The organism is Acidimicrobiia bacterium, from assembly GCA_036396535.1.
Taxonomy (GTDB): domain Bacteria; phylum Actinomycetota; class Acidimicrobiia; order Spongiisociales; family UBA5794; genus DASWKR01.
The window spans coordinates 1-20371 of the sequence record DASWKR010000064.1; the positions used below are offsets into that span (position 1 = coordinate 1).

General features: G+C 68.7%; 20 protein-coding genes. 11 read left to right on the forward strand and 9 right to left on the reverse strand.

What is annotated here, in order from left to right; all coding sequences use genetic code 11:
* From VGC47_11490 to VGC47_11500, 3 genes are all read left to right on the forward strand, one after another.
* Positions 1-185: hypothetical protein (locus tag VGC47_11490; protein ID HEX9855926.1), on the forward strand; the 185-nt coding region annotated here is incomplete at its 5' end.
* Between the two features lie 138 nt (positions 186-323).
* Positions 324-653: a hypothetical protein gene (locus VGC47_11495; GenBank protein ID HEX9855927.1), complete on the forward strand. Its 330-nt coding sequence runs from the start codon at positions 324-326 to the stop codon at positions 651-653.
* Positions 654-744: 91 nt separating this feature from the next.
* The gene (locus tag VGC47_11500) at positions 745-1485 is read left to right on the forward strand and encodes a flavodoxin family protein (GenBank protein ID HEX9855928.1); all 741 of its coding nucleotides are present in this window, start codon (positions 745-747) and stop codon (positions 1483-1485) included.
* A 93-nt stretch (positions 1486-1578) separates the two neighbouring features.
* Here VGC47_11500 and VGC47_11505 read toward each other — a convergent pair whose 3' ends face one another.
* The 4 genes from VGC47_11505 to VGC47_11520 form a co-directional block, all read right to left on the reverse strand.
* Positions 1579-2058: a hypothetical protein gene (locus VGC47_11505; protein ID HEX9855929.1), complete on the reverse strand. Its 480-nt coding sequence runs from the start codon at positions 2056-2058 to the stop codon at positions 1579-1581.
* Positions 2055-2339, reverse strand: a complete 285-nt coding sequence (locus VGC47_11510) for a DUF4242 domain-containing protein (protein ID HEX9855930.1) — start codon at positions 2337-2339, stop codon at positions 2055-2057. The genes VGC47_11505 and VGC47_11510 overlap by 4 nt, the downstream gene beginning before the upstream one ends.
* 89 nt (positions 2340-2428) lie before the next feature.
* On the reverse strand, positions 2429-5038 hold the full coding sequence (locus VGC47_11515; protein ID HEX9855931.1) for an AAA family ATPase: 2610 nt from the start codon (positions 5036-5038) through the stop codon (positions 2429-2431).
* Positions 5039-5081: 43 nt separating this feature from the next.
* Positions 5082-6368, reverse strand: coding sequence for a hypothetical protein (locus VGC47_11520; GenBank protein ID HEX9855932.1), 1287 nt, complete (start codon positions 6366-6368; stop codon positions 5082-5084).
* 213 nt (positions 6369-6581) lie between these two features.
* Here VGC47_11520 and VGC47_11525 point away from each other — a divergent pair, with 213 nt between their 5' ends.
* Together VGC47_11525 and VGC47_11530 are read left to right on the forward strand one after the other, a co-directional pair.
* A complete protein-coding gene (locus VGC47_11525; protein ID HEX9855933.1) occupies positions 6582-6830 on the forward strand; it encodes a hypothetical protein in 249 nt (82 codons plus the stop codon).
* 92 nt (positions 6831-6922) lie between these two features.
* Complete coding sequence (locus VGC47_11530; protein ID HEX9855934.1) at positions 6923-8305, forward strand: hypothetical protein; 1383 nt, start codon at positions 6923-6925, stop codon at positions 8303-8305.
* Positions 8306-8308: 3 nt separating this feature from the next.
* Here the strand turns inward: VGC47_11530 and VGC47_11535 are convergent, their stop codons facing one another.
* Together VGC47_11535 and VGC47_11540 are read right to left on the reverse strand one after the other, a co-directional pair.
* On the reverse strand, positions 8309-10714 hold the full coding sequence (locus VGC47_11535; GenBank protein ID HEX9855935.1) for a CHAT domain-containing protein: 2406 nt from the start codon (positions 10712-10714) through the stop codon (positions 8309-8311).
* A 684-nt stretch (positions 10715-11398) separates the two neighbouring features.
* Complete coding sequence (locus tag VGC47_11540; GenBank protein ID HEX9855936.1) at positions 11399-11563, reverse strand: hypothetical protein; 165 nt, start codon at positions 11561-11563, stop codon at positions 11399-11401.
* A gap of 269 nt (positions 11564-11832) precedes the next feature.
* Between VGC47_11540 and VGC47_11545 the strand changes: the two genes are divergently transcribed.
* From VGC47_11545 to VGC47_11560, 4 genes are all read left to right on the forward strand, one after another.
* Positions 11833-13389: an alpha/beta hydrolase gene (locus tag VGC47_11545; protein HEX9855937.1), complete on the forward strand. Its 1557-nt coding sequence runs from the start codon at positions 11833-11835 to the stop codon at positions 13387-13389.
* Positions 13390-13446: 57 nt separating this feature from the next.
* A complete protein-coding gene (locus VGC47_11550; protein ID HEX9855938.1) occupies positions 13447-14433 on the forward strand; it encodes a hypothetical protein in 987 nt (328 codons plus the stop codon).
* 40 nt (positions 14434-14473) lie between these two features.
* Entirely contained in the window at positions 14474-15148 is a 675-nt protein-coding gene (locus VGC47_11555; protein HEX9855939.1) for a hypothetical protein, read from the forward strand.
* Positions 15149-15324: 176 nt separating this feature from the next.
* Positions 15325-16215 (forward strand): intradiol ring-cleavage dioxygenase, encoded by an 891-nt coding sequence (locus VGC47_11560; protein HEX9855940.1) that lies wholly within the window; start codon positions 15325-15327, stop codon positions 16213-16215.
* Between the two features lie 22 nt (positions 16216-16237).
* Here the strand turns inward: VGC47_11560 and VGC47_11565 are convergent, their stop codons facing one another.
* Complete coding sequence (locus VGC47_11565) at positions 16238-16705, reverse strand: SRPBCC family protein (protein HEX9855941.1); 468 nt, start codon at positions 16703-16705, stop codon at positions 16238-16240.
* Between the two features lie 66 nt (positions 16706-16771).
* Here VGC47_11565 and VGC47_11570 point away from each other — a divergent pair, with 66 nt between their 5' ends.
* Both VGC47_11570 and VGC47_11575 read left to right on the forward strand, forming a co-directional pair.
* Complete coding sequence (locus VGC47_11570) at positions 16772-17395, forward strand: TetR/AcrR family transcriptional regulator (protein ID HEX9855942.1); 624 nt, start codon at positions 16772-16774, stop codon at positions 17393-17395.
* A gap of 138 nt (positions 17396-17533) precedes the next feature.
* Entirely contained in the window at positions 17534-18082 is a 549-nt protein-coding gene (locus VGC47_11575) for a hypothetical protein (GenBank protein HEX9855943.1), read from the forward strand.
* 20 nt (positions 18083-18102) lie between these two features.
* On the opposite strand, the gene VGC47_11580 is transcribed toward VGC47_11575, so the two are convergent.
* Positions 18103-19035 carry a hypothetical protein gene (locus VGC47_11580; protein ID HEX9855944.1) on the reverse strand — a complete coding sequence of 311 codons (933 nt, stop codon included), beginning with the start codon at positions 19033-19035 and terminating at the stop codon, positions 18103-18105.
* Positions 19036-19147: 112 nt separating this feature from the next.
* Positions 19148-20341 (reverse strand): L-2-hydroxyglutarate oxidase, encoded by a 1194-nt coding sequence (gene lhgO, locus VGC47_11585; protein ID HEX9855945.1) that lies wholly within the window; start codon positions 20339-20341, stop codon positions 19148-19150.
* Between the last annotated feature and the right edge of the window lie 30 nt (positions 20342-20371).

Below are 20371 nucleotides of genomic sequence, written 5' to 3' on the forward strand. Positions count from 1 at the left end.
GTAACGGACTGGCGTCGGGGATGACCCACGACCTCTACGAGCTGCGGATCCTCGTCGACGGCGCCGAGGTCGCCGGGTTCGCCGGCGAATCCGTCCCCCTCGACACCACCACCAACACCTGGACCGACACCCACGGCCTCACATGGGGATGGGGAAGCACCGACCCCACCCAAGTCGGTCCCTGAGGCGTCGGCTCACGGTGGGGTCGACGCAACGACGTCGGCGCCCAATGTCCGGGGCCTCGCCTTCTCCGCGATTGGAACTCATTCGGCGGAGGCAATCTGCCGATAACTGGATGGTCCCGTGCGACACGAAGGGTTCGGATGCACGACCTCTCGGATAGACATCGCAAGGCCAAGTTGCAGGCGGCGCTCAATCGACTCCGCTGCCAGGCGATGGAAGCCGTGTATCGCGAGCTGCGCGCCGAGGAGCCCCCGGCGACGCGGTCCGACACGGAACTCGAGGCGCGCATGGCGCTGGCTCGCCGCTGGGACGACCTGCGCCCCGAGATCCGTACCGCCATCGCCGGCGGCGGGTCGTGGGCCGAGATCGCATCACGCGTCGTGCCGGTCGGTGAGGAGATCGTTTCCCGCCGTGGCCTGTGGCCGCTGCTCCGGGTGTGGGCTTCCGCCGAGCGCCGCGAGCACGCCTGACGGATCATCACGCCGGGACGAGGCTGCAACGTCACGTGGTGCTCCGCCGCCCACCACGAGTAGCTTCCTGGCGACGAGCAAGGAGCTGCCGATGACCGTCACCGAAGAGAGCGCCCTGCTCTCCCCACCCGCCGACTACTCGGATCTGCGGGCGCTGTACATCAACTGCACGCTGAAGAAGTCGCCGGAGCTGTCGAACACGCGAGGCCTCATCGACAAGTCGGTCGCCATCCTGGAGACGAACGGCGTGACAACCGAGGTGATCCGAGCGGTCGACCACCTCATCGCCCCAGGCGTCTGGCCGGACATGACCGAGCACGGATGGGACCGCGACGACTGGCCGTCCCTCTACGAGAAGGTGAGAACCGCCGACATCCTCGTGCTCGCCACTCCCATCTGGCTCGGCGAGAAGTCGTCGGTGTGCACCCAGGTCGTCGAGCGCCTCTATGGGAACTCTCATCTGCTGAACGACGCCGGCCAGTACGCCTACTACGGCAAGGTGGGCGGTTGCCTGGTGACGGGAAACGAGGACGGGGTCAAGCACTGCTCGATGAACATCCTCTACTCCCTTCAGCATCTCGGCTACGTCATCCCCCCTCAGGCGGACGCCGGCTGGATCGGCGAGGCGGGACCGGGACCGTCGTACCTCGATCCAGGCTCGGGAGGCCCGGAGAACGACTTCACGAACCGCAACACCGCCTTCATGACCTGGAACCTCATGCACGTCGCCAGGATCCTCGGCGACGCGGGAGGGATACCGGCCCACGGCAACCAACGGTCTCTCTGGGACGCCGGGTGCCGGTTCGACTTCCCCAACCCGGACTATCGGTGACCTCAACCAGGTGGTCGCCGCGCCCGGCCCCCGTCGGACGCGAGCGACCCTCGCTCCCGACGGGCGTACCGCGGGAACGAGGGTCGAGCCGACTCACGACGCGGGACAGGCCCCCACCGCCGGGTTCCAGTCGGTGAACATTCCGGCGGGGTTGTTTCGCCAGACCCAGGCGTGCAGCACCCACACGTCGAGATCCGTGTTCATGTGGAACTCCAACCCGTACAGCTTCGGCGGCACGACGGATGTCCACGCAGGCGCAGGCACGATGTACTCCACGGCGACGAGCTTGAGCCCGTCCTTCACCTCGTAGACCATGGCCTCCGGGTGTTCCGCCTCGACGGTCGCGTCGAGGGCCGCAACGTCGACGTAGTGCTGGCCCATCCCACCGTCGGGCGAGTCGAAGCACTCCAGGAACTCCTCGTAGCCGTCGGCTTCGGCTCTGGCGACCTGGTGATAGGCCGCCGTTGCCTTCTTGACCGGCGCCAGCTCGTCACGGCGAGCAAGCGCCGTGGTGGCGACGGCGACGACGAGCAGTGCCACGACGGCGATGCCGACGATGATCCTGCGCCTCATGTCGAGGCTCCCGTGTAGAAGTACGGATCGAGGACGGACACCTGGGTGATCGTGTCGACCGGCAGCCCGTTGGTCGTTGCTGCCCGCCTGATCGCCTCCGGCGTCGGTGCGTCGTAGATGCAGAACGTCTTCAGCCTGTCGTCCGAGACGAAGGAACGCACCCAGGTCACCCGCTCGTCGAGGTTGTTGGCGACGACACCGCCGACGATGTCGTGGCCCTGGCCGTTCTGTGGGATGTCGAGACCGCCCGGGAACGAGCGCTCGACGAGATATCGGGGCATTTTCCACACCTCCTCAGCGGAGCCGGGACTTCCGGATCGCTCCTCGGAAGGTATGAGACGGCTCGGCCGAGGACATCGGGGGCGCGCCCCTACTTTGCGTTCCGATCTCCCCCATCTTTCAACTCGGCGGCTCGAGCCATGGCCGCCACCCTGGTGTCGACCTCGAGCTTCGAGAGGATCGCCGAGACGTGGTGCTCCACCGTCTTCCTCGAGATGAACAACCGCTCGGCGATCTCGGCGTTACCGAGCCCTTCGAGCACGAGCTCGAGCACCTCGACCTGGCGCCCGGTGAGCCCGGCCGGGTGCCGGCTGGTCGAGCGGCGAGGGCCACGCGGGATCGCGTCGACGCCCGATCGGCGCAAGCGACTCCGCAGCCACGTCGCCGCCGGCCTCGCGCCGAGCGCGTCGAAGATCTCCAACGCCCCGAGCATCGCGTCCTCGTCCCCGTGCGACAGCGCCAGGGCCTCCTCGTATGGACATCCGATCCGGCGCCACACCTCAGCCGCCTCACGCCATTGGCCGGACATCATGAGGGCGAACGGCGCGGCGGCACCGTCCGGCGGCGTTTCGAGGCCGCCGACCCACCAGAGCCAGAAACCGAGCTCACCGCGCGCCCAGCTGCTGTCGGTCGCCATGGCGCGTGCCAGAGGCTCCCGCAGCAGCGTCGCCGCCGCCTCGTCGTCGCCTCGCAGCCAATGCAGTTCGGCGAGGGCGCAAAGCGGAGCCCAGATGTGTTGCAGAGCACACGACTCACCGATCTGAAGCGACCGCCGCAGGGCTTCTTCGGCGCCCGGGTCTCCCCGTCGCACCCGTACCCGCCCGAGGGCGCCGAGAGCCGTCACCGGCGAGATCGCCGCTCGAGCCGGTGACTCGACGTCGACGAGCTCAGCACAGCGGACCGCTTCGTCCCACCGTCCGAGCTCGCAGTAGATTCTCGCCAGCCACGACCGGGCGTAGTCGGCGCCGTAGTCCTCGTCCCGGGCGACACTGCCCTCGATGCATCGCTCCAACCACCCGATGGCCCGGTCGTAGATGCGCGCCTCTCCCCCGCCGGTACCCAGCATCGACAGACAGCCGAGCTCCGCCCGCTGGTCGCCCGTGGAGCGGGCTTGCTCCAGGGCCTCTTCGAGGAGTGCGACGCCCTTGGCGACGTCGCCGGTGACGACCTCGATGGTGCCGAGCGTGAGGACACCGCGCAACTCGATCTCAGTGGCACCGACACCCCTCGCCATGATGACGCATCGCTCAGCAAAGGCGAGGGCCCGCTCGTGCTCCCGATTGAGCATCGCCATGGTTGCCGCCTGGTAGAGGCACTGTGCGAATGTCGGAGACTCGGGGAGGGGATCGAGGGTCGCCAGGCCCTCGTCGCCCAACGCCACCGCAGTGTCGTTGTCGCCGAGTATCCAGACAGCGTGGGCGAGCGTCATCATCGCACTCCCGACGAGCTCGGCGTCGTCCACCGCCCTGCTCAGCTCGAGGACCTTCTTCGCCTCTTCGAGCGCCCCCTGCTGGTCGTCCGTGGCGTACAGGGCAACCCGGTAGTCGCTGCGCAGCCTGATCTCGTCGCGGGCGTCCATGAGGCCGGCATGCGCGACGGCGGCCTCGAAGAGCTCGACTGCCTGACGCGCCGAGCTCATCGCCATCGCCTGCCTGGCGGCACCGGGCGCATGGCGGAGGACGAGGTCGCCGTCGCCGACGTGGATGGCGTGGTGGGCGAGTCGGGCGTGGTCGGCCGACCCCTCGAGCAGACCGAGCATCCTGCGATGCAGCTCGACACGCCGCACCGGAGGGATCGCCTCCTCGACGGCGGCGCGGGCGAGCTCGTGACGGAACTGCAGGCCCTGCATTCCCGTTCTCAGCACGCCTGAACCGGTCGCCCGGTCGACGGCGTCTCGGGGGACCCCCACGAGCGGGAACACGTGCTCCAGCTCGAGTCGGCGAGGAGCGATCGAGACCGCCTCTATGACCAGCCGGGCGTCCGGGTCCATCCGGGACACTCGGGCGAGCACGGCGTCCTGGACAGTTGCGGGAAGCGATCCGCCCGCCGCGATCGCCTCGGTGACGAAGAACGGGTTCCCTCCAGTCATGTCGTGGAGGCGGCGTGCGTCGAGGCGGTGCGCCGATGCCAGCGTCCGCACGGCACCGAGCGAGAGCGGCGCCACATCGAGCCGGACCACCCAGTCGCCGTGGCTGGCGACGTCGCCGAGCACGGGTCGCAGCCGGTGGTCCCGACCCACCTCGTCGTCGCGATACGTGGCGACCACGAGCCCATGTGAGTCGCCGACGCGGCGGCCGACGTAGCGGATGAAGTCGAGGGTGGCGTCGTCTGCCCAGTGGATGTCCTCGACGATGACCAGCGTCGGCCGCAGGGAGCCCTTGAGCCGGTCGAGCAGCTCCGCGAACACGTCGTAGTGCTCGGCGCCTTCAGTGACGAGACGGCCGATCCCGGACGCCGCGTCTCCTGCGATGTCGAGGAGCGGGCCGAGGGGCCGCGGCGTCGTGAGCGGATCACAGCCGCCGACGAGCACCGTCGCCCTGTTGGAGACCCTCTCGGCGAATCGGTTGACGAGCGTGGTCTTGCCGATGCCGGCTTCTCCGGCAACGAGGACGAGGCACCCCCGTCCCCCGCGAGCCGCCTCGAGGAGCGTCTCGAGCCGGTCGAGCAGGTCGTCCCTCTCGAGGATGGCGCCGGGGTTCACCGGGACAAGTCAAGCCGTCTGGCAACCCACCCGCCATCCACGATCAGTCGACCGGCTCGGCGCGCTCCATGGAGTAGTGCAAGATCATGAAGACGGCGCCACCGAGCGAGAAACGTTGCTCCGCCGTCAGCCGGCCCTCGGCGACGAGCATCTCGATCTCCTCCCCGAAGCTACGGAGCTCGAGCACGGTGAGGTCGCCGCTCTCCTCGATCACGGACAGGTAGTGGCCGGACACGTCTCCGTCGCCGTCTGAGGCCAGCAGCAGACCGTCGCCGCGATTGCGGGGAACGAGCGTCGCCGTGAAGCTCCCGGCCGGCAGCGGGAAGCCGACGCTCACGTACCCGACGCCGTCGATTCGCTGGACCGTGTAGACCCCGACGTAGAGCGGCTCGGTCCCACCCCGGTAGGCGCGCACCCATGCCCTGAAGTCGATCGTGCCGTCGCGGTCCACGTCGATCGTGTCGATCCAAGAGACGACCCCGTCCTGCACCTCCGTCTGGTTGAACGGAGCGTTCGCCTGGCCGAGGGGCTTGGCGACGAGCTCCCGATACGCCAGGTACGGCAGCCTCATCCAGCGCTTCCACTCGGGCACGATCCGGAGGTGGAACCGCGACGTGTGCTCGTAGAACTCCCGCACGAGCGGGTGAACCACGCCGGGGTCGAAGGTAGGCCCCACCAGGTCGTCGAGCGTGGCGATGATGCCGATGTCGAGCGGATTCCGGAGGAAGTGCGCCCCGACCGTCTCGGCGTACCGCATCAGGTAGTCGACTCCGACGTAGCGGGTCCGCTCGGCGAACGGCACGACGTATGGCGCGTGCTCCGGCCGCACCTTCTCTGCCCGGATCGCGATCTGCTCCCGGTTCCGCCAGATCACCGCGGCGGTCAGGCGATAGACGACGGCGGTCGCCGCCAGCACCACGCTCCAGCCGATGCCGGGAGCGATGGCCTCGAACGCGACTCCGAGCCCGGCACCGGCGGCGGCGCCGAGCGCCACCTTGCCGGGCCTGAGTCCGAGGCTGCCGAGCAGAGCCCCGGTCACGGCGGCCGGCAGCGCCGCATGCCACTCCGGGAGGATCGCTTGCAGGAGCGAGCCAAACACCGCCATGAGCAGGCCCGATGCGAGAACCCGACCGAGGAGCGGTTGTGGGGCGGCAGGCGTCCGGTTGGCGTCGTTCCACGCAGACATAAGGGCGAAGATCACGCCCCCTGCGACGAGGCCGGCGACCCAGCCGCCATCCGTGAGCCCCGCCCCGATGGCGGCTCCGCCTGCCGCACCGATGGCCGCGCCTGCAACCGCGGCCGATGCGACCTGGGCGACGGTGCGAGGCATCCCCGCATCATGGCAACCCGGTCGACCGGGCGCCGTATCGAGATGCGAAAGGTGTCCCGGCATAGCTCGTCTCACACGGCGGACGCCGAGTGTGGGCAACCGGAACCGGCTCCGGCTGAGCAGCGCCCGACCGCGTCAAGTTGCCGGCGGGTTCTGCCGATGCATGGCACAGGTAGGCGGCATGGCTCCTGCTCCGAGAGGATGGCCATGGCCATGAAGCGCAAGCGCACCACGCACCTTCGCCATTGGGGGCCACTCAGCGACGTCCCGGAGGACGAGCACGACTCAGCCGCCGGGGAGGAGGCCGAGGCGGCCGCCGATGGGGATGCCGAGCAGGACGGCAGCACTCGGCGGACGATGCCCGAGACCGATGCGCTCTCGGCCTGGGAGAAGTCGCGCCAGGTCGCCTTCTCTCCGGATTCGGAGCACTGGCGGTCCATACCTGCCGATCCCTGGCAGTGACCGCCGCCTGACGCTCGCCCTGCGTCACATCTACCGGCCGACCCCCTCCCTCGACTCGCCGGCGTATCTTCGGTAGGAAGAGGGGAGGCGCCATGACGAAACAGCCCATGGGAGACGTCGTCGTCCTGCTGCCGGGAATCCTCGGCTCGGTGCTTCAGCGTGACGGCAGGGAAATCTGGGCCATGTCGCCCGGGGCGGCGTTCCGGGCGCTTCTATCGCTGGGCGGGTCGATCAAGGACCTGCGCCTCGACGGGGACGATCCAGAGGCCGACGACCTCGGCGACGGAGTCGCCGCCAGCCGCGTCCTCCCCGACCTCCATCTCGTCCCCGGCCTGTGGAAGATCGACGGGTACACCGCCATCGCCAGGGCGCTCCACGACCGGTTCGACCTCGTCGAGGGGCGCAACTACTTCGAGTTCCCATACGACTGGCGCCGCGACAACCGGGTCCACGGCCGCGCCCTCGCTCGACAGGCCCATGACTGGCTGACGACCTGGCGTGCTGAGAGTGGCAACGCGGACGCCAAGCTCGTCCTGCTCGCTCACTCGATGGGCGGCCTGGTCTCGCGGGCGTTTCTCGAGCTCTACGACGGTTGGAAGGAGACCAGGGCGCTGATCACGTTCGGGACCCCGTACCGAGGTTCGCTCAACGCACTCGACTTCCTCTCGTCGGGCTTCAAGAAGGGCATCGGGCCGGTCGGCCTCGACCTCACCGAGTTCCTCCGTTCGCTCACCTCCGTGTACCAGTTGCTGCCGATCTACCCGGTGATCGAGTCGTCGGACGGTGCCACTCTGCGGGTGGCCGAAACGGACCTGCCTGGGGTCGACCGGCGGCGCGCCCAGGAGGCGCTCGACTTCCACCGCCAGATCGAGTCGGCCGTCGAGGAGCACCGAGCCGACGGCGAGTACGTCGACGGCGGCTACCGCCTCTATCCCGTCGTGGGGATCGGCCAACCGACGCTCCAGGGAGCCCGCCTCGAGGGCGCCGCCGTCTCGCTGCTGCGAGACCTCGGCGGCCGCGACCTCGGCGGCGACGGGACGGTCCCTCGGGTGTCGGCGATGCCGATCGAGATGACGGACGCCTCCTCAGGCGTCTTCTCCCCGGCGGTGCACAGCTCGTTGCAGAACACCGAGTCGGTCATCGCCCAGGTGGCGGGGATCGTCACGGGCGGCGAGATCGACCTGAGCGGTTTCCGCGACCGGTATGCCGGGTTGAGCCTCGACCTGCCGGACATCGTCGGACACGGCGAGGGCATCCCCATCGCCGCCAGGCCGACCGGCGGACGCGACGACACGCTGCGGGCGAGCGTCGTCGACGCCGACACCGGTGAGGAGGCGTGGATGGGGACGCTCGTAGAGGGCGTCGAGTGGCACGTGGCTGCCACCCCGCCGTTGGCGTCGGGCATCTATCGGGTGTCCGTGTCGGGTCGGGCGGGCTCGGTCACCGATCTCACCTGGGTGGCTCCCCAGGAGTGAGCCTCAGTCGGTGACGAGGGATCCCCAGGTCTGCGGCTCCTGGAAGAACACGTCCGGCAGGTTCGTGAGGATCTCGGACTGGAGGGATCGCCCATTGCTGCCGAACTCTCCGTCGTTGTCGAAGATCGAGAAGACGGCGGCATCGAGCCGTCCGTCCGGCGGGGGACCGTCCATCCCGAACACGCTCCACGCGATCTTGGCCTCGAGGCGCCAGTCGCCGTCGTTGTCCACGTCGCCCTCGAGGAGGACGGGCACGTCGGTCGTGTTCTCGTCGAACGCTTCTCCGTTGCCCACGAACCACACCACTGCTGAGTGGCCGATCGGCTCCGCCAGCGGGGTCATCGTGAGCTGGAAGGTGTGGGCGTCCGGTCGCGCCGGCACCACGGCGGCCGCCTCGTTCACGAGGTTGACGTCGAGGGCGTCACCCCGCCAGATCTGGTTGCCGTCGTTGGGCTGCGAGTACACGTCGTCGTCGACCTCGACGGCGATGTAGAGGTTCTCGGCGTCGTATGCCACCCACATCACCCCGGTCGAGTCCTCGCCGAGGCGATCGTCGGTGAGGTCATTGAGCACCGGGTGACTCAACAAGTAAGCGACGGGCACCGAGCGCCATTCGGACAGGTCCCCGTCGATCGACACGTCGGGCGGTGCGTGGGCTGTGACGACGGCCGAGTCGAGGACCTGCTGCCCAGGGTCGACGATCGTCGATCCTCCCTTCGGCACCGTGGTGCGGTCCGGAGGGATCGTCGTCGTCTCGCCCGGATCGTCCCCGAAGCGGCTGATGACGAACAGGAGCAGCGCCACGACGGCGGCGACCACGAGGGCGACGAGTACTCCGGTCGGCAGCCGCCGGGGTTTCAAATCGACAGCGCGACGTTGGTCGTCGCCATCTTCCTCTTCCTGGGTGTCGCCAACGCCATGCTCGACCGGCAGCGCCTCATCCGACACCGGCTCGAGGTCGATCGAGGGCTGTGCGGACGAATCGTCGGCAGCCGGCTCGACTTCGTCATCGACCGGTCGTACCGGCGGCACATCCTCGACGACTTCGGTCACCAACTCCGGCTCGGCCTCGCCCGCGACCACCTCGTCGAGCACCTCGCCTAGATCCTCAGCGAGCGCCGCGTCAGGCTCGACGGCGGGCACGGCGGTGTCGGCCTCTACCGGCGGTCCCACGGTCGTCTCGGCGAACGACTCGACCTCTGCCTCCGGCTCGGCGGGTTGCTCGATGACGGGCTCCTCGGTGGTCGGCGGAGCCTGCGGCGCGTCGTCGACCTGGTCGTCGGGTTGTGGCAGCGTGGGCCTCTCGGCCACGTCGAAGAGCCGCCCGTCTTCCGCCCGCATATAGAGGACGGGTGTCCCCCATTCCACGTCGGCCTTGGACCCGAAGATCGCCCTGCGGGCCTCACCGACGGCAGCCTCGACCGAGAAGCCGTCCGTGATCGCGGTGTAGAACTCGTGGGCGAAGATGATCGCCGCCCGGTCGCTGATCTCGAATTGCATGGCGACCACTGCCGGGATCCCCTTGGCGACGAGGCTCTGGGCGACGCCGGCGAAAGGGTCGGCGCCGGATGTCCTGGCGCCTTCGCATGCGTTGAGGACGGCGAGCCGGATCGTCCTGGCGTCATCGAGGATCGTCCCGAGCTGGCGGCCGGAGACCTCGCGCGCCCTGCCCTCGTCCGTCTCCAACAGGAGCAGCCCGTCGGCGACCGTGGCGTCGAAGCCACCGTGACCGATGAAGTGGAGCAGGTGGTAGTCGGTGCGGCGCAGCGCCCGCTGCAGCTCGCGCAGCGTCGCCTTCTCGAGGCGATGGATCTCCACGAGGCCGGACTCGACGATGTCGGCCATCCCCTCGTCGAGCCGTGCCCATTCGGCGGCGACATCGAGGGGCGGGTAGTCCGTGGGGCTCGACACCATGGCGAGCATCCGCAGGGGCGGCACCACTGTCAGCGGCGGCGCTCCCTTGTCGAGCGATATATAGCGCACGACGGGCGTCCACGAGGACAACACGACGAAGTCGTCGGCGCTCGGCGAGTACAGGTACTCCCACGGCACGTCGGCCAGCCCCGGAGCGTCAGAGAGCCTGAGACGAAGCCGGAGCCCCTGTTCTTCGCGCTCGGCAGCGTCGATGCTCCTCACCCATTGCCTGCCGACGTCGCCCGAGAACACGGCCTCGAACAGCCGGGTTCCGAACGCCCTGGCCGCTTCGGTCTCGGGTGACTCGAGCCTGCGCACCCCGCTGCGGGGGCGGCCGATCCTCAGGAGGAAGTTCTCGAGCTCCAGGTCTGAGAAAGGAAGACCGAACTCGCCACGCGCCTGACCCGACGGCGAATCGATGACGGTCGCCCGGAAACGCCCCTCACCCAGATCCTCGATCGTGAGGTCGAAGTCGGCGTAGTGGCGCTGCCTCATGGGAACAACCTCCCACCGGAAACGATACGCGCCGACGTGGCGTGATACGGGTGATTTTCTGGCTCAGCGTGGGCTAGGACGCACTAGTGGTCTGTCGCGGGATTGATGACCACGGGCCGCGGCTGTCCCGGTTTGCGGCGTCGGCTACTCGGAGGTCCGGTCTGCCAGGTGCCCCCTCGGTTCGGTCACTGGCGGGACGCTCGCCGGAGACAGCGTGGGTGGCCGTCCGTACGGTTCGCAGGTGTCCCTCGGTTCGGTTTCTTACGCTCATCCCCCGGTTTCCGGGGGATCGACGAGCGCCGGAGGCCGAGTCGAGGGGGTCCGGCAGTGTGTGGCGGCCAGGTGCCCCCTCGGCTCGGGTCGCAGGGCGACCGCTCGCCGGTCCCCCGCCGAGCGGGAGACAGCGTTTGGTCCAGTCGAGGGGGCCCTACGGTCCGGTCTGCCAGGTGCCCCCTCGGCTCGGGTCGCAGGGCGACCGCTCGCCGGTCCCCCGCCGAGCGGGAGACAGCGTTTGTATGGCCGTCCCCGGTTTGCGGCGTCGGCCACCCGGCGGTCCAGAGCCGAGGTCACCAATTGAACGACGCACCACTAGCGACGCCGGAAGCCATCGCGCGCTCTGGCGTCTCCCGGGCGACAGGGTCCAGGTTGGGACGAGGAGAACCTCGACCCAGGAATGGCGGAAGCTCAAGCAGCGGGCTCGTCGGCCGGCGGCTCGGGCGCCGGCTCCGTCGGCGGGAGCTCGGGCGGATCGCCGATCGGCTTCGGATCGGGCAGCGGCGGAGTCTCGTCGTCGTCGTCGTCACCGATCCGTGGCTTCGGCGATAGCAAAGGAGCGAGGAGGGCACCCATGGACACGATCCTAGGAGTCGACGAGTGCCGCCGCGCCACCGTCGTCGGCCCCCGGTCACCGCCGACCCCGCTCGCGGCAGGATGTCGCCTCGACGACCCGCCTGCCCGCGCCGACTCGATCCAGCACGTGACTTGGCGGCGAGCGCCAGCGGCACGACCAATGGGCGGACCGACCCGAGTCGAGTCTGCGACGAGGACGTTCGCCCCTACCCGGGACGGGTCGAACCCTCGATCATTCGAGGAGGCTTCAGACGATCGAGCGAGGCTTCATGAGCACCATGACGGAGCATGTCCTGGATTCACCCGCCAACCCCGAATCCGGCGACTCGCCCGCAGGGGGGAGACGATCGATGCTCGAGTTCCTGTGGTCGGACTGGCGGATCGCCACGCTCGCTGCGATCGCAGTGGCGGCCGTGGCGGGTCTCGCCTTTGCGTCGTGGACACCACGGGGTGCGGTCACGTCATCCGAAGCGCTCCTTTCGATGGGGACGGCGCTCGCCGTCGGCGTCATCGCAGGATTGCTCACGGGCAGCCGCTGGAGCATGCTCCTCGCTCCCGCCGCCTTCGCAGTCGCATTCGAGCTCGGCCGGCTGGGGGCGACCGGCCCGACCGTCGACGGCTTCCACCTCGGATCGGTGTACGGCGTGATCGCCGTGGTCGTCGGGCGGCTGTTCCTGGCGTTGCTCGTCGTGGCGCCGATGGCGCTCGGCGCCCTGTATGGCGTATGGATCTCGCACCGAATGGGCCGGATGGCCACGACGCCTCCGGGCATACCGGGCTGGATCGTCATGGGAGTGCTCACCGTGGGCCTCGCCGGGTTGGCCGTGACCGTTGCGCGGCCCGGATCCACGGCGCCGATCGTCGGCGACGATGGCGAGCCGCTCCCCGGCAGCATCGCCGAGCTGACCAACGTCACGATCGGCGGCCACGACCAAGCCCTCATGGTACGAGGCACGAGCGTGGACAACCCGGTGCTGCTGCACCTCGCTGGAGGCCCCGGTGGCACCGACCTCGGTGCCATGCGAGACGACGTGGGGCTCGAGCAACACTTCGTCGTGGTGACGTGGGATCAGCGGGGCACCGGGAAGTCGTACGCCGCTCTCGATCCGGTCGAGACACTCACCGTCGACCAGATGGTCGACGACACCATCGAGGTCACGAACTACCTGAGGCAACGGTTCGACGAGGAGAAGATCTACATGGTCGGCAACTCGTGGGGGACCTTCCTCGGAGTGCTCGCCGCCGAACAGCGTCCCGACCTGTATCACGCATACGTCGGGACCGGACAGATGGTGAGCGCGCCGGAGACCGACCTCATGTTTTACGAGGACGCGTTGACCTGGGCGGAGCGCACCGGGGACGCCGGCCTCTCGGCGACCCTCCGCCGCACTGGACCTCCTCCGTACGAGAACCTCCTCGACTACGAGCCGTCCGTCGGCCGCGAGCACGACTGGAACCCGTATTCCGAGCTCGACACGAACAAGGAGATGCCGTTCAACGCCTTCGTCTCGGAGAACTCGCTGATGGACCGGGTCAACGCGATGCGCGGTCTCTTGGATACGTTCGCAGTGCTGTATCCGCAGCTCCAGGACGTCGACCTGCGGGCGCAGGCGCCGCGGCTCGAGATCCCGGTCTACCTTGTGATCGGTGCGCACGAGGCGAGGGGACGCGCCGTGCTCGCCGACGAATGGTTCGACATGCTGGAGGCGCCCTCGAAATCGCTGACGGTGTTCGAACACTCGGGACACCGACCGAGCTTCGAGGAGCCTGCCGAGTTCGTCTCCGTGATGACAGAGGTGCGAGACGCCACGTACTCCGATCGCTGATGAGAGCCGGGCCATCCGTCCCTACCGGCGAACGGTGCGGCCGCCCACGATGAACACATGAGAAAGGAGCCGATCGTGGCTGTCGCAACCATCGAACGAGAGACCGGCCTCCCCGTCACGATGACGAGCAGGCGCCTCCTGGCTGTTGCCCTCTTCGTCCTGGGGGCCGGCGCCGCCGCTGTGGCGCTCCTCGGACCTCTCGTGTTCGAGGTGGTCAGGCACCATGCCTCCGAGAGCGCCGTCAACCAGATCGCCGGGGGCGACATCGCAGGGCTCTTCCTGGCGGCGCCGATCAGTGTGGCCGCCGGTTTCCTGGTGTTGCGCGGCCACGTCGCCGGTCCCGTGCTGGCACTGGCGCCGGCCGTTTACGGCCTGTACACCTACACCCAGCTCACGCTCGGCGGTGACTTCGTCCGCTACGAAGGCAACAGCGAGCGCTTCTTTCTCCTCTATGCCGGACTCTTCGTGGTGAGCGGCTTCGTCGCCATCCGGGCGTGGACGGCGATCGATCCCAACCGATTCCCACCGATGTCGCCGCGTCTCGGCAAGGGCCTCGCATACCTGCTCCTCGGCGTCGCCGTCTTCCTCGTGGTCGGGCTGCACCTGCCGACGCTCATCGACGCGTGGCGGGACAACCCGACGAGCACCGCCTACCTCGACGATCCCGGCGTCTTCTGGATCGTCAAGCTGATGGACTTCGCCATCGTCGCTCCGGTGCTCGTCGTCATCGCCATCGGGATCCTCCGGGGAGCGCGCTGGGCGGGCGAGATCGTGTACGGGGCGGTCGGTTGGTTCGCATTGCTCGGCACATCGGTCGCGGGCATGGCCATCGTCATGCAGGCGACCGACGATCCGTCGGCGACGATCGCCAACACGATCGCCTTCGGCGCGTTCGCCGTCGCAGGCCTCGCCGTCGCCGTGCTCGCGGTGCGGCCCCTGTTCGTGGAGCCGCTCCGGGACGCCGGTGCGGACGGCTCGACACCGCCCGTCGAGGAACCCCGTGCCGAGGAGACGCGGGTTCCCGTCGCTGCCGGCAATGGCTGACATTCCCCACCCACGGTCCGCCTCAACGAAGGGAAAACCCATGGGAAGACTGCGCACCCTCGCCATCGGCGGCGGAGTCGTCTGCTACCTCGTTCTACGTCGCCTCGGGAAGACCTCAGGAGCGACGAGGACGGAACGACGACGAGCCCTGCCCGGTGACGAGATCGTCTCGTCTCCGAACCTGCTCACCACCCACGCAACCACCCTCGACGCACCACCGGAGGCCGTGTGGCCCTGGCTCGTCCAGATGGGGTGGCACCAGGGCGGCTGGTACACCAAGCCGTGGGTCGACCGCCTGCTCTTCCCCGCCAACTGGCCCGCTGTAGACCACATCATCCCGGAGCTGCAAGATCGCAAGGTCGGAGACTTCATCCCGGATGGACCTCCGGACAGCAGGTGCGGATTCACGATCGAGCAGCTCGACCCGAACGAGGCGCTCGTGCTGCACTCGACGACCCACCTTCCGCTGTCGTGGCGGGAGCGTCTCGGCGCCGAGCTCGACTGGACGTGGACGTTCTTCCTCGAGGCGCTGCCGGAACGCAGGACGAGGCTGGTGTTCCGGACACGCGGCAGGGCGGAGCCGCTGTGGGTGGTCGCCCTCTATCAGCTCGGCATCGTGCCCGCGGACTTCGTCATGTCACGTCAGATGCTGCGAGGACTCGCCAGTCGTGTCGCCACTGCCGAGCCGGCTCCCGAGGAGGCGGCCGTCGCCTGAGGCGCCCGTCGCGCCGCGGGCGTGACGAACTGCGGTCGCGCTCCACGCTCGGTGGCGTAACGTTGCCTACGGCGCCTTCGCCGTTCTCATCGCATCCTCAGGCGACTCTCACGGAGCTGTGAGATGCGCTGCACACGATGCGGGTGACGTGAACAGCACGCTCGGGAGGAGCGACCATGACACCCCACCAACAGCACCACCACGACGGCGACGAAGTCGAGATCTTCGACAGGGGCCTCCGGTTCGACGTGGCGACCCTCATCGACCGCCGCCGGGCGCTGAAGCTCATCGGCGCCGCCGGTCTCTTCGGCATCGTGGCGTGCGGCACGGGAACAGGGGCGACGACGACCCTCGCCACGCCGTCCCCCACGGACGGCGCCTCGTCGACCACGACCGGCGCCTCGTCGACCACGGTCGGCGCCGGGTCGGAGACGACAGGATCGTGCGAGGTCGTCCCCGAGGAGACCGCAGGCCCTTACCCGGGAGACGGCTCGAACGGACCGAACGTGCTCGACGACAGTGGCATCGTGCGGAGCGACATCCGCTCGAGCTTCGGCGAGTCGAGCGGGGTAGCCGACGGCATCCCGCTCACGATCGGGCTGACCGTCCAGGACGCCGCCAACGGCTGCGCCGCGCTCGCCGGCGCCGCCGTCTACCTGTGGCACTGCGACCGAGAAGGCAACTACTCGATGTACTCGGAGGCGGCCGCCGGCGAGAACTACCTGCGCGGCGTCCAGCAAACCGACGGCAGCGGGGTGGCCTCGTTCGAGAGCATCTTCCCGGCGTGTTACCCGGGCCGCTGGCCGCACATCCACTTCGAGGTGTACCCGGACGTCGCCTCGGCGACGGCCAGCGAGAACAAGATCGCGACCTCGCAGATCGCCCTGCCGGAGGGCGCCTGCCAGCTCGTGTACGCCACGAGCGGCTACGAGCGGAGCATCGAGACGTTGTCGCAAGTGTCACTGGCGGGCGACAACGTGTTCGGCGACGGCTGGGAGCAGGAGCTCGGAACCGTGAGCGGCGATGTCGGAGCCGGCATGACGGTGGAGCTCACGATCGCGATCTGAGGCGGTCCGAGGAGCCGCCGCGTCACTCGTGGTCGGAGGCTTCAGCGGCTTTGCGAGCCAGGGCGGCCAGGAACCCTTCGGTTGCCCCGTTGACCGTTCGACGCATGACGAGCGGATCGATGAGCCGTCCCAACCCGCCGTACCTCAGCTCGTACACGATGCGGTTCTCCACGGCGGTGGCGGCGCCATCGGGCCGGAGGGTGATGGTCTGTTCGGCCGACAGCAGAAGCGGGAAGTTCGTGTCGTGAGCCTCCCAGGCGATCTCCGACTCGGGCTCCCAGCTGGTCACGACGTGGGTGACTCTGCGGATGCCCATGGGTGAGCGCAGCCTGGCAGTCCGCGCCGCGCCGACACCCTGGCGTTGTTCCGAGGCGTACTCAGAGGAGGCGTAGCCCGGTTCCCAGTCGGCGTACTCATCGAGGGTGGTGAGGATCACCCACAAGGCGCTGGGCGACGCATCGATCGTCACGGTCCGGGTGACTGTCGCCATGGCTCATCTCCTGACGTGCTGTCTCTAACATGGGATTGGACTCCCATGTTTCTCGGAGAGCGGATTATGGGACGTACATCCCAGGAAGGCAAGCGGCGCGGCCCCGCCCCGAAGTTCGACCGCGACGACATGCTCGATCGTCTCGTCGGGCTGTTCTGGCGAGCGGGTTACGAACGCACCTCCCATGCGGACATGAGGGCGGTCACCGGCCTGTCCGGATCGAGTCTCTACAACGCCTTCGGAGACAAGCAGTCGATCTTCGACGCCGTGCTGGCTCGCTACCACGAGCGGACCGCCGTGCTCGTCGCTCCGCTCGTCGATGGGACGTCCGGGCTGGACGACGTGCTGGAGTGGGTGGATCTACTGCGGCTGCGGATCATGTCGCACGACACTCCGCCCGGCTGCCTGATGATCGCCACGATGGGGAGCCCGATCGGACGCGAGCAGGAGGTGCGTGCCCACACGGAGCGAAACCTCGAGAGGGTGCGAGCGTCCGTGACTGCGGCCCTCGTCAGAGCGGCGGATCGTGGGGAGATCCCCGTCGCCACCATCGAGGCGCGTGCCGCGCTCCTCGCCGCCGGCTACATCGGGATCCTGTCGGCGGCGCGAGCCTCGACGACCAGGGAGCTCGCCCATGCGATGCTCGACGGCACCCGGGACGTGCTGGGGACATGGCTCGGCGGAGGATGATCGGCGCACCGGGGAGTTCCTCGGGCTGCGTGATCGCACTGCGTCGCTCCCGTCGGCCTCGGGCGCCTCTCCGCCCCCGGGGCTAAGGCCGCCAGAAGCATCCCCGGTATCGTCGCCTCATCGACCGAAGGAGGCCGGATGAAGGCACGCTATGTCGTCGTGCTGGTTGCGCTCTCGATCCTCGTCACCTCGGCAGGGCCGGTGGCGGGAGCGATCCTCGACAAGCTGGAGTGCAACGGCTGCGTCGATTCCGCCGACCTCGCCAAAGGTGCCGTGACGACCGGCAAGATCCGGGACGGTGCGGTGCACACCCCCGACCTCGCCAAGAGGTCCGTCACCGGTAAGAGGATCAAGAACCGAGCCGTGACCCTCGACAAGCTGGCCATCGGCGTGCTGATGGCGGCCAGGGTCAACGGCTCGAACGGGGTGTTGCTCGCCGGCACCGCCGGAGTCACGTCGAAGCGGAACGCCGCGGGCATCTATGAGGTCACGTTCCCGGTCGACGTGGCGTCGTGCGCGTTCACGGCGACCCACACGCCCCCGATCGCTGAGTTCGAGGGGATCCCGTTCGAAGTCGGCGTGGTCCCGAGCCTTCCATCGTCCAAGGTCGCCACCGTCGCCGTCTGGGACGATGGCATCACGTTCTACACCGATGCCGACTTCTCGATGACTGCGGTGTGCCCGTGAACGGGTTCCGTTCGTGGGGCTCAGTGGTGACGGTGCCTCGAGAGGATGACGACCTCCGGCTCCGGGTCGATCGGGGCGCCGGCGAACTGGGCATTGACGGCTGCGAGCCGCGACCCATCGGCGGCCAGCGTCGTCGCCGTCTCGAAGAGGGGACTCGTCAACGTCTTCACGATCGTGCCGCGCCCGAGCCACCGTGACAGCCAGACCACGGCGATCTGGTTCGGGACACCCGGGACCGTCCCGTTCTGCAGCACGTACAGCACCCTGCCGCGCAGCAGGAGGCCGTCACCGGTGACCACCGAGTCGCCGCCCAGGTCGATCTGGCGGCTCTCCCCCGACCATGGCGACACCACGTAGAGGGCGCCGAGGGCGCTGTTGACGACGATGAGTCGCTTGCCGTCGTGGGTTGCCTCGATGCCGTTGAGGTTGAACCCGTCGACGAAGTCGGCGGCTGGTCCGCTGAGTGGGATGGTCTCGGGGTCGCCGACGTGGCCCCGCCGGGAAACGGGGACGCGGTAGATCTCGGGTGTCAGGCTGTTTGTGAAGTAGGCGGCGCCGCGAGCGACGACGACGTCGTTGATGAACGAGGCGTCTGTCGTCAGCGTGAACGAAGCGACGGTTTCGCCCGTTCGGAGGTCGTAGGCGGCACCCATGCCGCTCGGCCCTCCTGCGACCCAGAGGAGGCGATGGCGCACATCCGCCCACAGCCCGACGGCCGGGGTGATGGCCGGGTCGGAGACCCACACGTCTGATGTGCCTTTGCTCAGGTCGCCGATGGCGATGCGGCCGTCGGCGAGTGAGCCGGCGTAGAAGGTGTGCCCCCGGCCGACGGCGATTCCCTCGCCCTGGAAGCCTTCCGGGAGATCGATGGTCTCCGGGTCGTGATGGTGGAACCCCGCCGCCGTCAACGGGATGGCGAGGACGGCGATGAGGACGATCAGCAATCGACGCACGATGTCTCCTCCACTGCTAGCGAGCTTCGCTGCCTCCGCGGAAGCGTACGAAGACGAACCCACGGGTGGTTCCGTGACTACCCAACGTGGTGGATGGCGAAACCCGGTGGCGTCACAGCTTGGCGGCGACGAGGCGGGCGATGTGCTCGCCGATCGCCAGCGAGGCGGTGGCGCCGGGAGATGGGGCGTTGAGGATATGGACCCCCATCTCGGTCTCGACGATCGAGAAATCGTCGACGAGCTCTCCGTCAGGCGTCACCGCCTGGGCCCGGATGCCTGCGCCGCCAGGCACGAGGTGCTCGGCACGGAGCTCGGGGACGAGCATGCGGGCCGTGTGGGCATACGTCCGCCGCCACGCCGAGCGCCACGTCTCGGCGGCCCCGGTGCGCCAGTAGCGGTTCACGATCCGACGAAAGCCCGGGTACTTCAGGGTCTCGCGAACATCGCTGAAGTTCGGCCGGGCGCCCCGGTAGTGCTCACGGCCGAGCGCCAGCACGGCGTTGGGCCCCACCTCGACGGTCCCGTCGATGCGGCGGGTGAAGTGGACCCCGAGGAAAGGGAAGCGGGGATCCGGGACCGGGTAGATGAGTGCGTTGACGAGCGACGCCGCCTCCGGCGTCAGCGTGTAGTACTCACCGCGGAACGGAACGATCTGCACGGGCGGATCGATACCCGCCAGGCGAGCCACCCTGTCCGAGTGGAGCCCGGCGCAGTTCACCATGACACGGGCCGTCACCGCGCCCGTTGCGAGACCGAGCTCGACTTGCCCCGTCGACGTGCGGATGTGCTCCACCGGAGCACCGAGCCTCACGTCGCCGGCGAGGTCGGAGGCCAGGTGGCGAGCGACCAGCGAGTAGTCGACCACCCCGGCTTCCGGAACGTGCAGGGCTGCCACTCCGATGGCGTGCGGCTCGATCTCCCTGATCTCCGCGGCGGAGAGGCGGCGCACGCCGACGAGTCCGTTGCCGTCACCTCTGCGGTGCAACTCCTCCATCGCCCCGATCTCGTCGACCGACGAGGCGACGACGATCTTGCCCCTTCGCTCGAACGGGATGCCGCTGCGTTCGCACAGCTCTTCCATCCGGCGCCGCCCCTCGACGCAGAGCCGGGCCTTGAGCGAACCGGGCTTGTAGTAGAGCCCGGAGTGGAGCACCCCGCTGTTGTGCCCCGTCTGATGGACGCCGACGGACGACTCCTTGTCGAGCACGACGACGGAAGCGCCCGGGCTCTGCGCCGTGATCGCCGTCGCAGTCGCCAGCCCGATGATCCCCGCCCCGACAACCGCCACGTCGTAGTTCTCCGACAAGCACCCCTCCCGCCGAGCAGGCTAGGCCTC

What these genes read in the sequence shown, in the direction of transcription:
- VGC47_11505 (HEX9855929.1), bottom strand. Translation starts at nt 2,058, where the DNA reads ATGAGGCGCAGGATCATCGTCGGCATCGCCGTCGTGGCACTGCTCGTC.
- VGC47_11535 (HEX9855935.1), bottom strand. Translation starts at nt 10,714, where the DNA reads ATGAGGCAGCGCCACTACGCCGACTTCGACCTCACGATCGAGGATCTG.
- VGC47_11575 (HEX9855943.1), top strand. Translation starts at nt 17,534, where the DNA reads ATGAAGGCACGCTATGTCGTCGTGCTGGTTGCGCTCTCGATCCTCGTC.
- VGC47_11570 (HEX9855942.1), top strand. Translation starts at nt 16,772, where the DNA reads ATGGGACGTACATCCCAGGAAGGCAAGCGGCGCGGCCCCGCCCCGAAG.
- VGC47_11500 (HEX9855928.1), top strand. Translation starts at nt 745, where the DNA reads ATGACCGTCACCGAAGAGAGCGCCCTGCTCTCCCCACCCGCCGACTAC.
- VGC47_11530 (HEX9855934.1), top strand. Translation starts at nt 6,923, where the DNA reads ATGACGAAACAGCCCATGGGAGACGTCGTCGTCCTGCTGCCGGGAATC.
- VGC47_11540 (HEX9855936.1), bottom strand. Translation starts at nt 11,563, where the DNA reads ATGGGTGCCCTCCTCGCTCCTTTGCTATCGCCGAAGCCACGGATCGGT.
- VGC47_11510 (HEX9855930.1), bottom strand. Translation starts at nt 2,339, where the DNA reads ATGCCCCGATATCTCGTCGAGCGCTCGTTCCCGGGCGGTCTCGACATC.
- VGC47_11565 (HEX9855941.1), bottom strand. Translation starts at nt 16,705, where the DNA reads ATGGCGACAGTCACCCGGACCGTGACGATCGATGCGTCGCCCAGCGCC.
- VGC47_11555 (HEX9855939.1), top strand. Translation starts at nt 14,474, where the DNA reads ATGGGAAGACTGCGCACCCTCGCCATCGGCGGCGGAGTCGTCTGCTAC.
- VGC47_11525 (HEX9855933.1), top strand. Translation starts at nt 6,582, where the DNA reads ATGAAGCGCAAGCGCACCACGCACCTTCGCCATTGGGGGCCACTCAGC.
- VGC47_11520 (HEX9855932.1), bottom strand. Translation starts at nt 6,368, where the DNA reads ATGCCTCGCACCGTCGCCCAGGTCGCATCGGCCGCGGTTGCAGGCGCG.
- VGC47_11560 (HEX9855940.1), top strand. Translation starts at nt 15,325, where the DNA reads ATGACACCCCACCAACAGCACCACCACGACGGCGACGAAGTCGAGATC.
- VGC47_11550 (HEX9855938.1), top strand. Translation starts at nt 13,447, where the DNA reads ATGAGAAAGGAGCCGATCGTGGCTGTCGCAACCATCGAACGAGAGACC.
- VGC47_11545 (HEX9855937.1), top strand. Translation starts at nt 11,833, where the DNA reads ATGAGCACCATGACGGAGCATGTCCTGGATTCACCCGCCAACCCCGAA.
- VGC47_11495 (HEX9855927.1), top strand. Translation starts at nt 324, where the DNA reads ATGCACGACCTCTCGGATAGACATCGCAAGGCCAAGTTGCAGGCGGCG.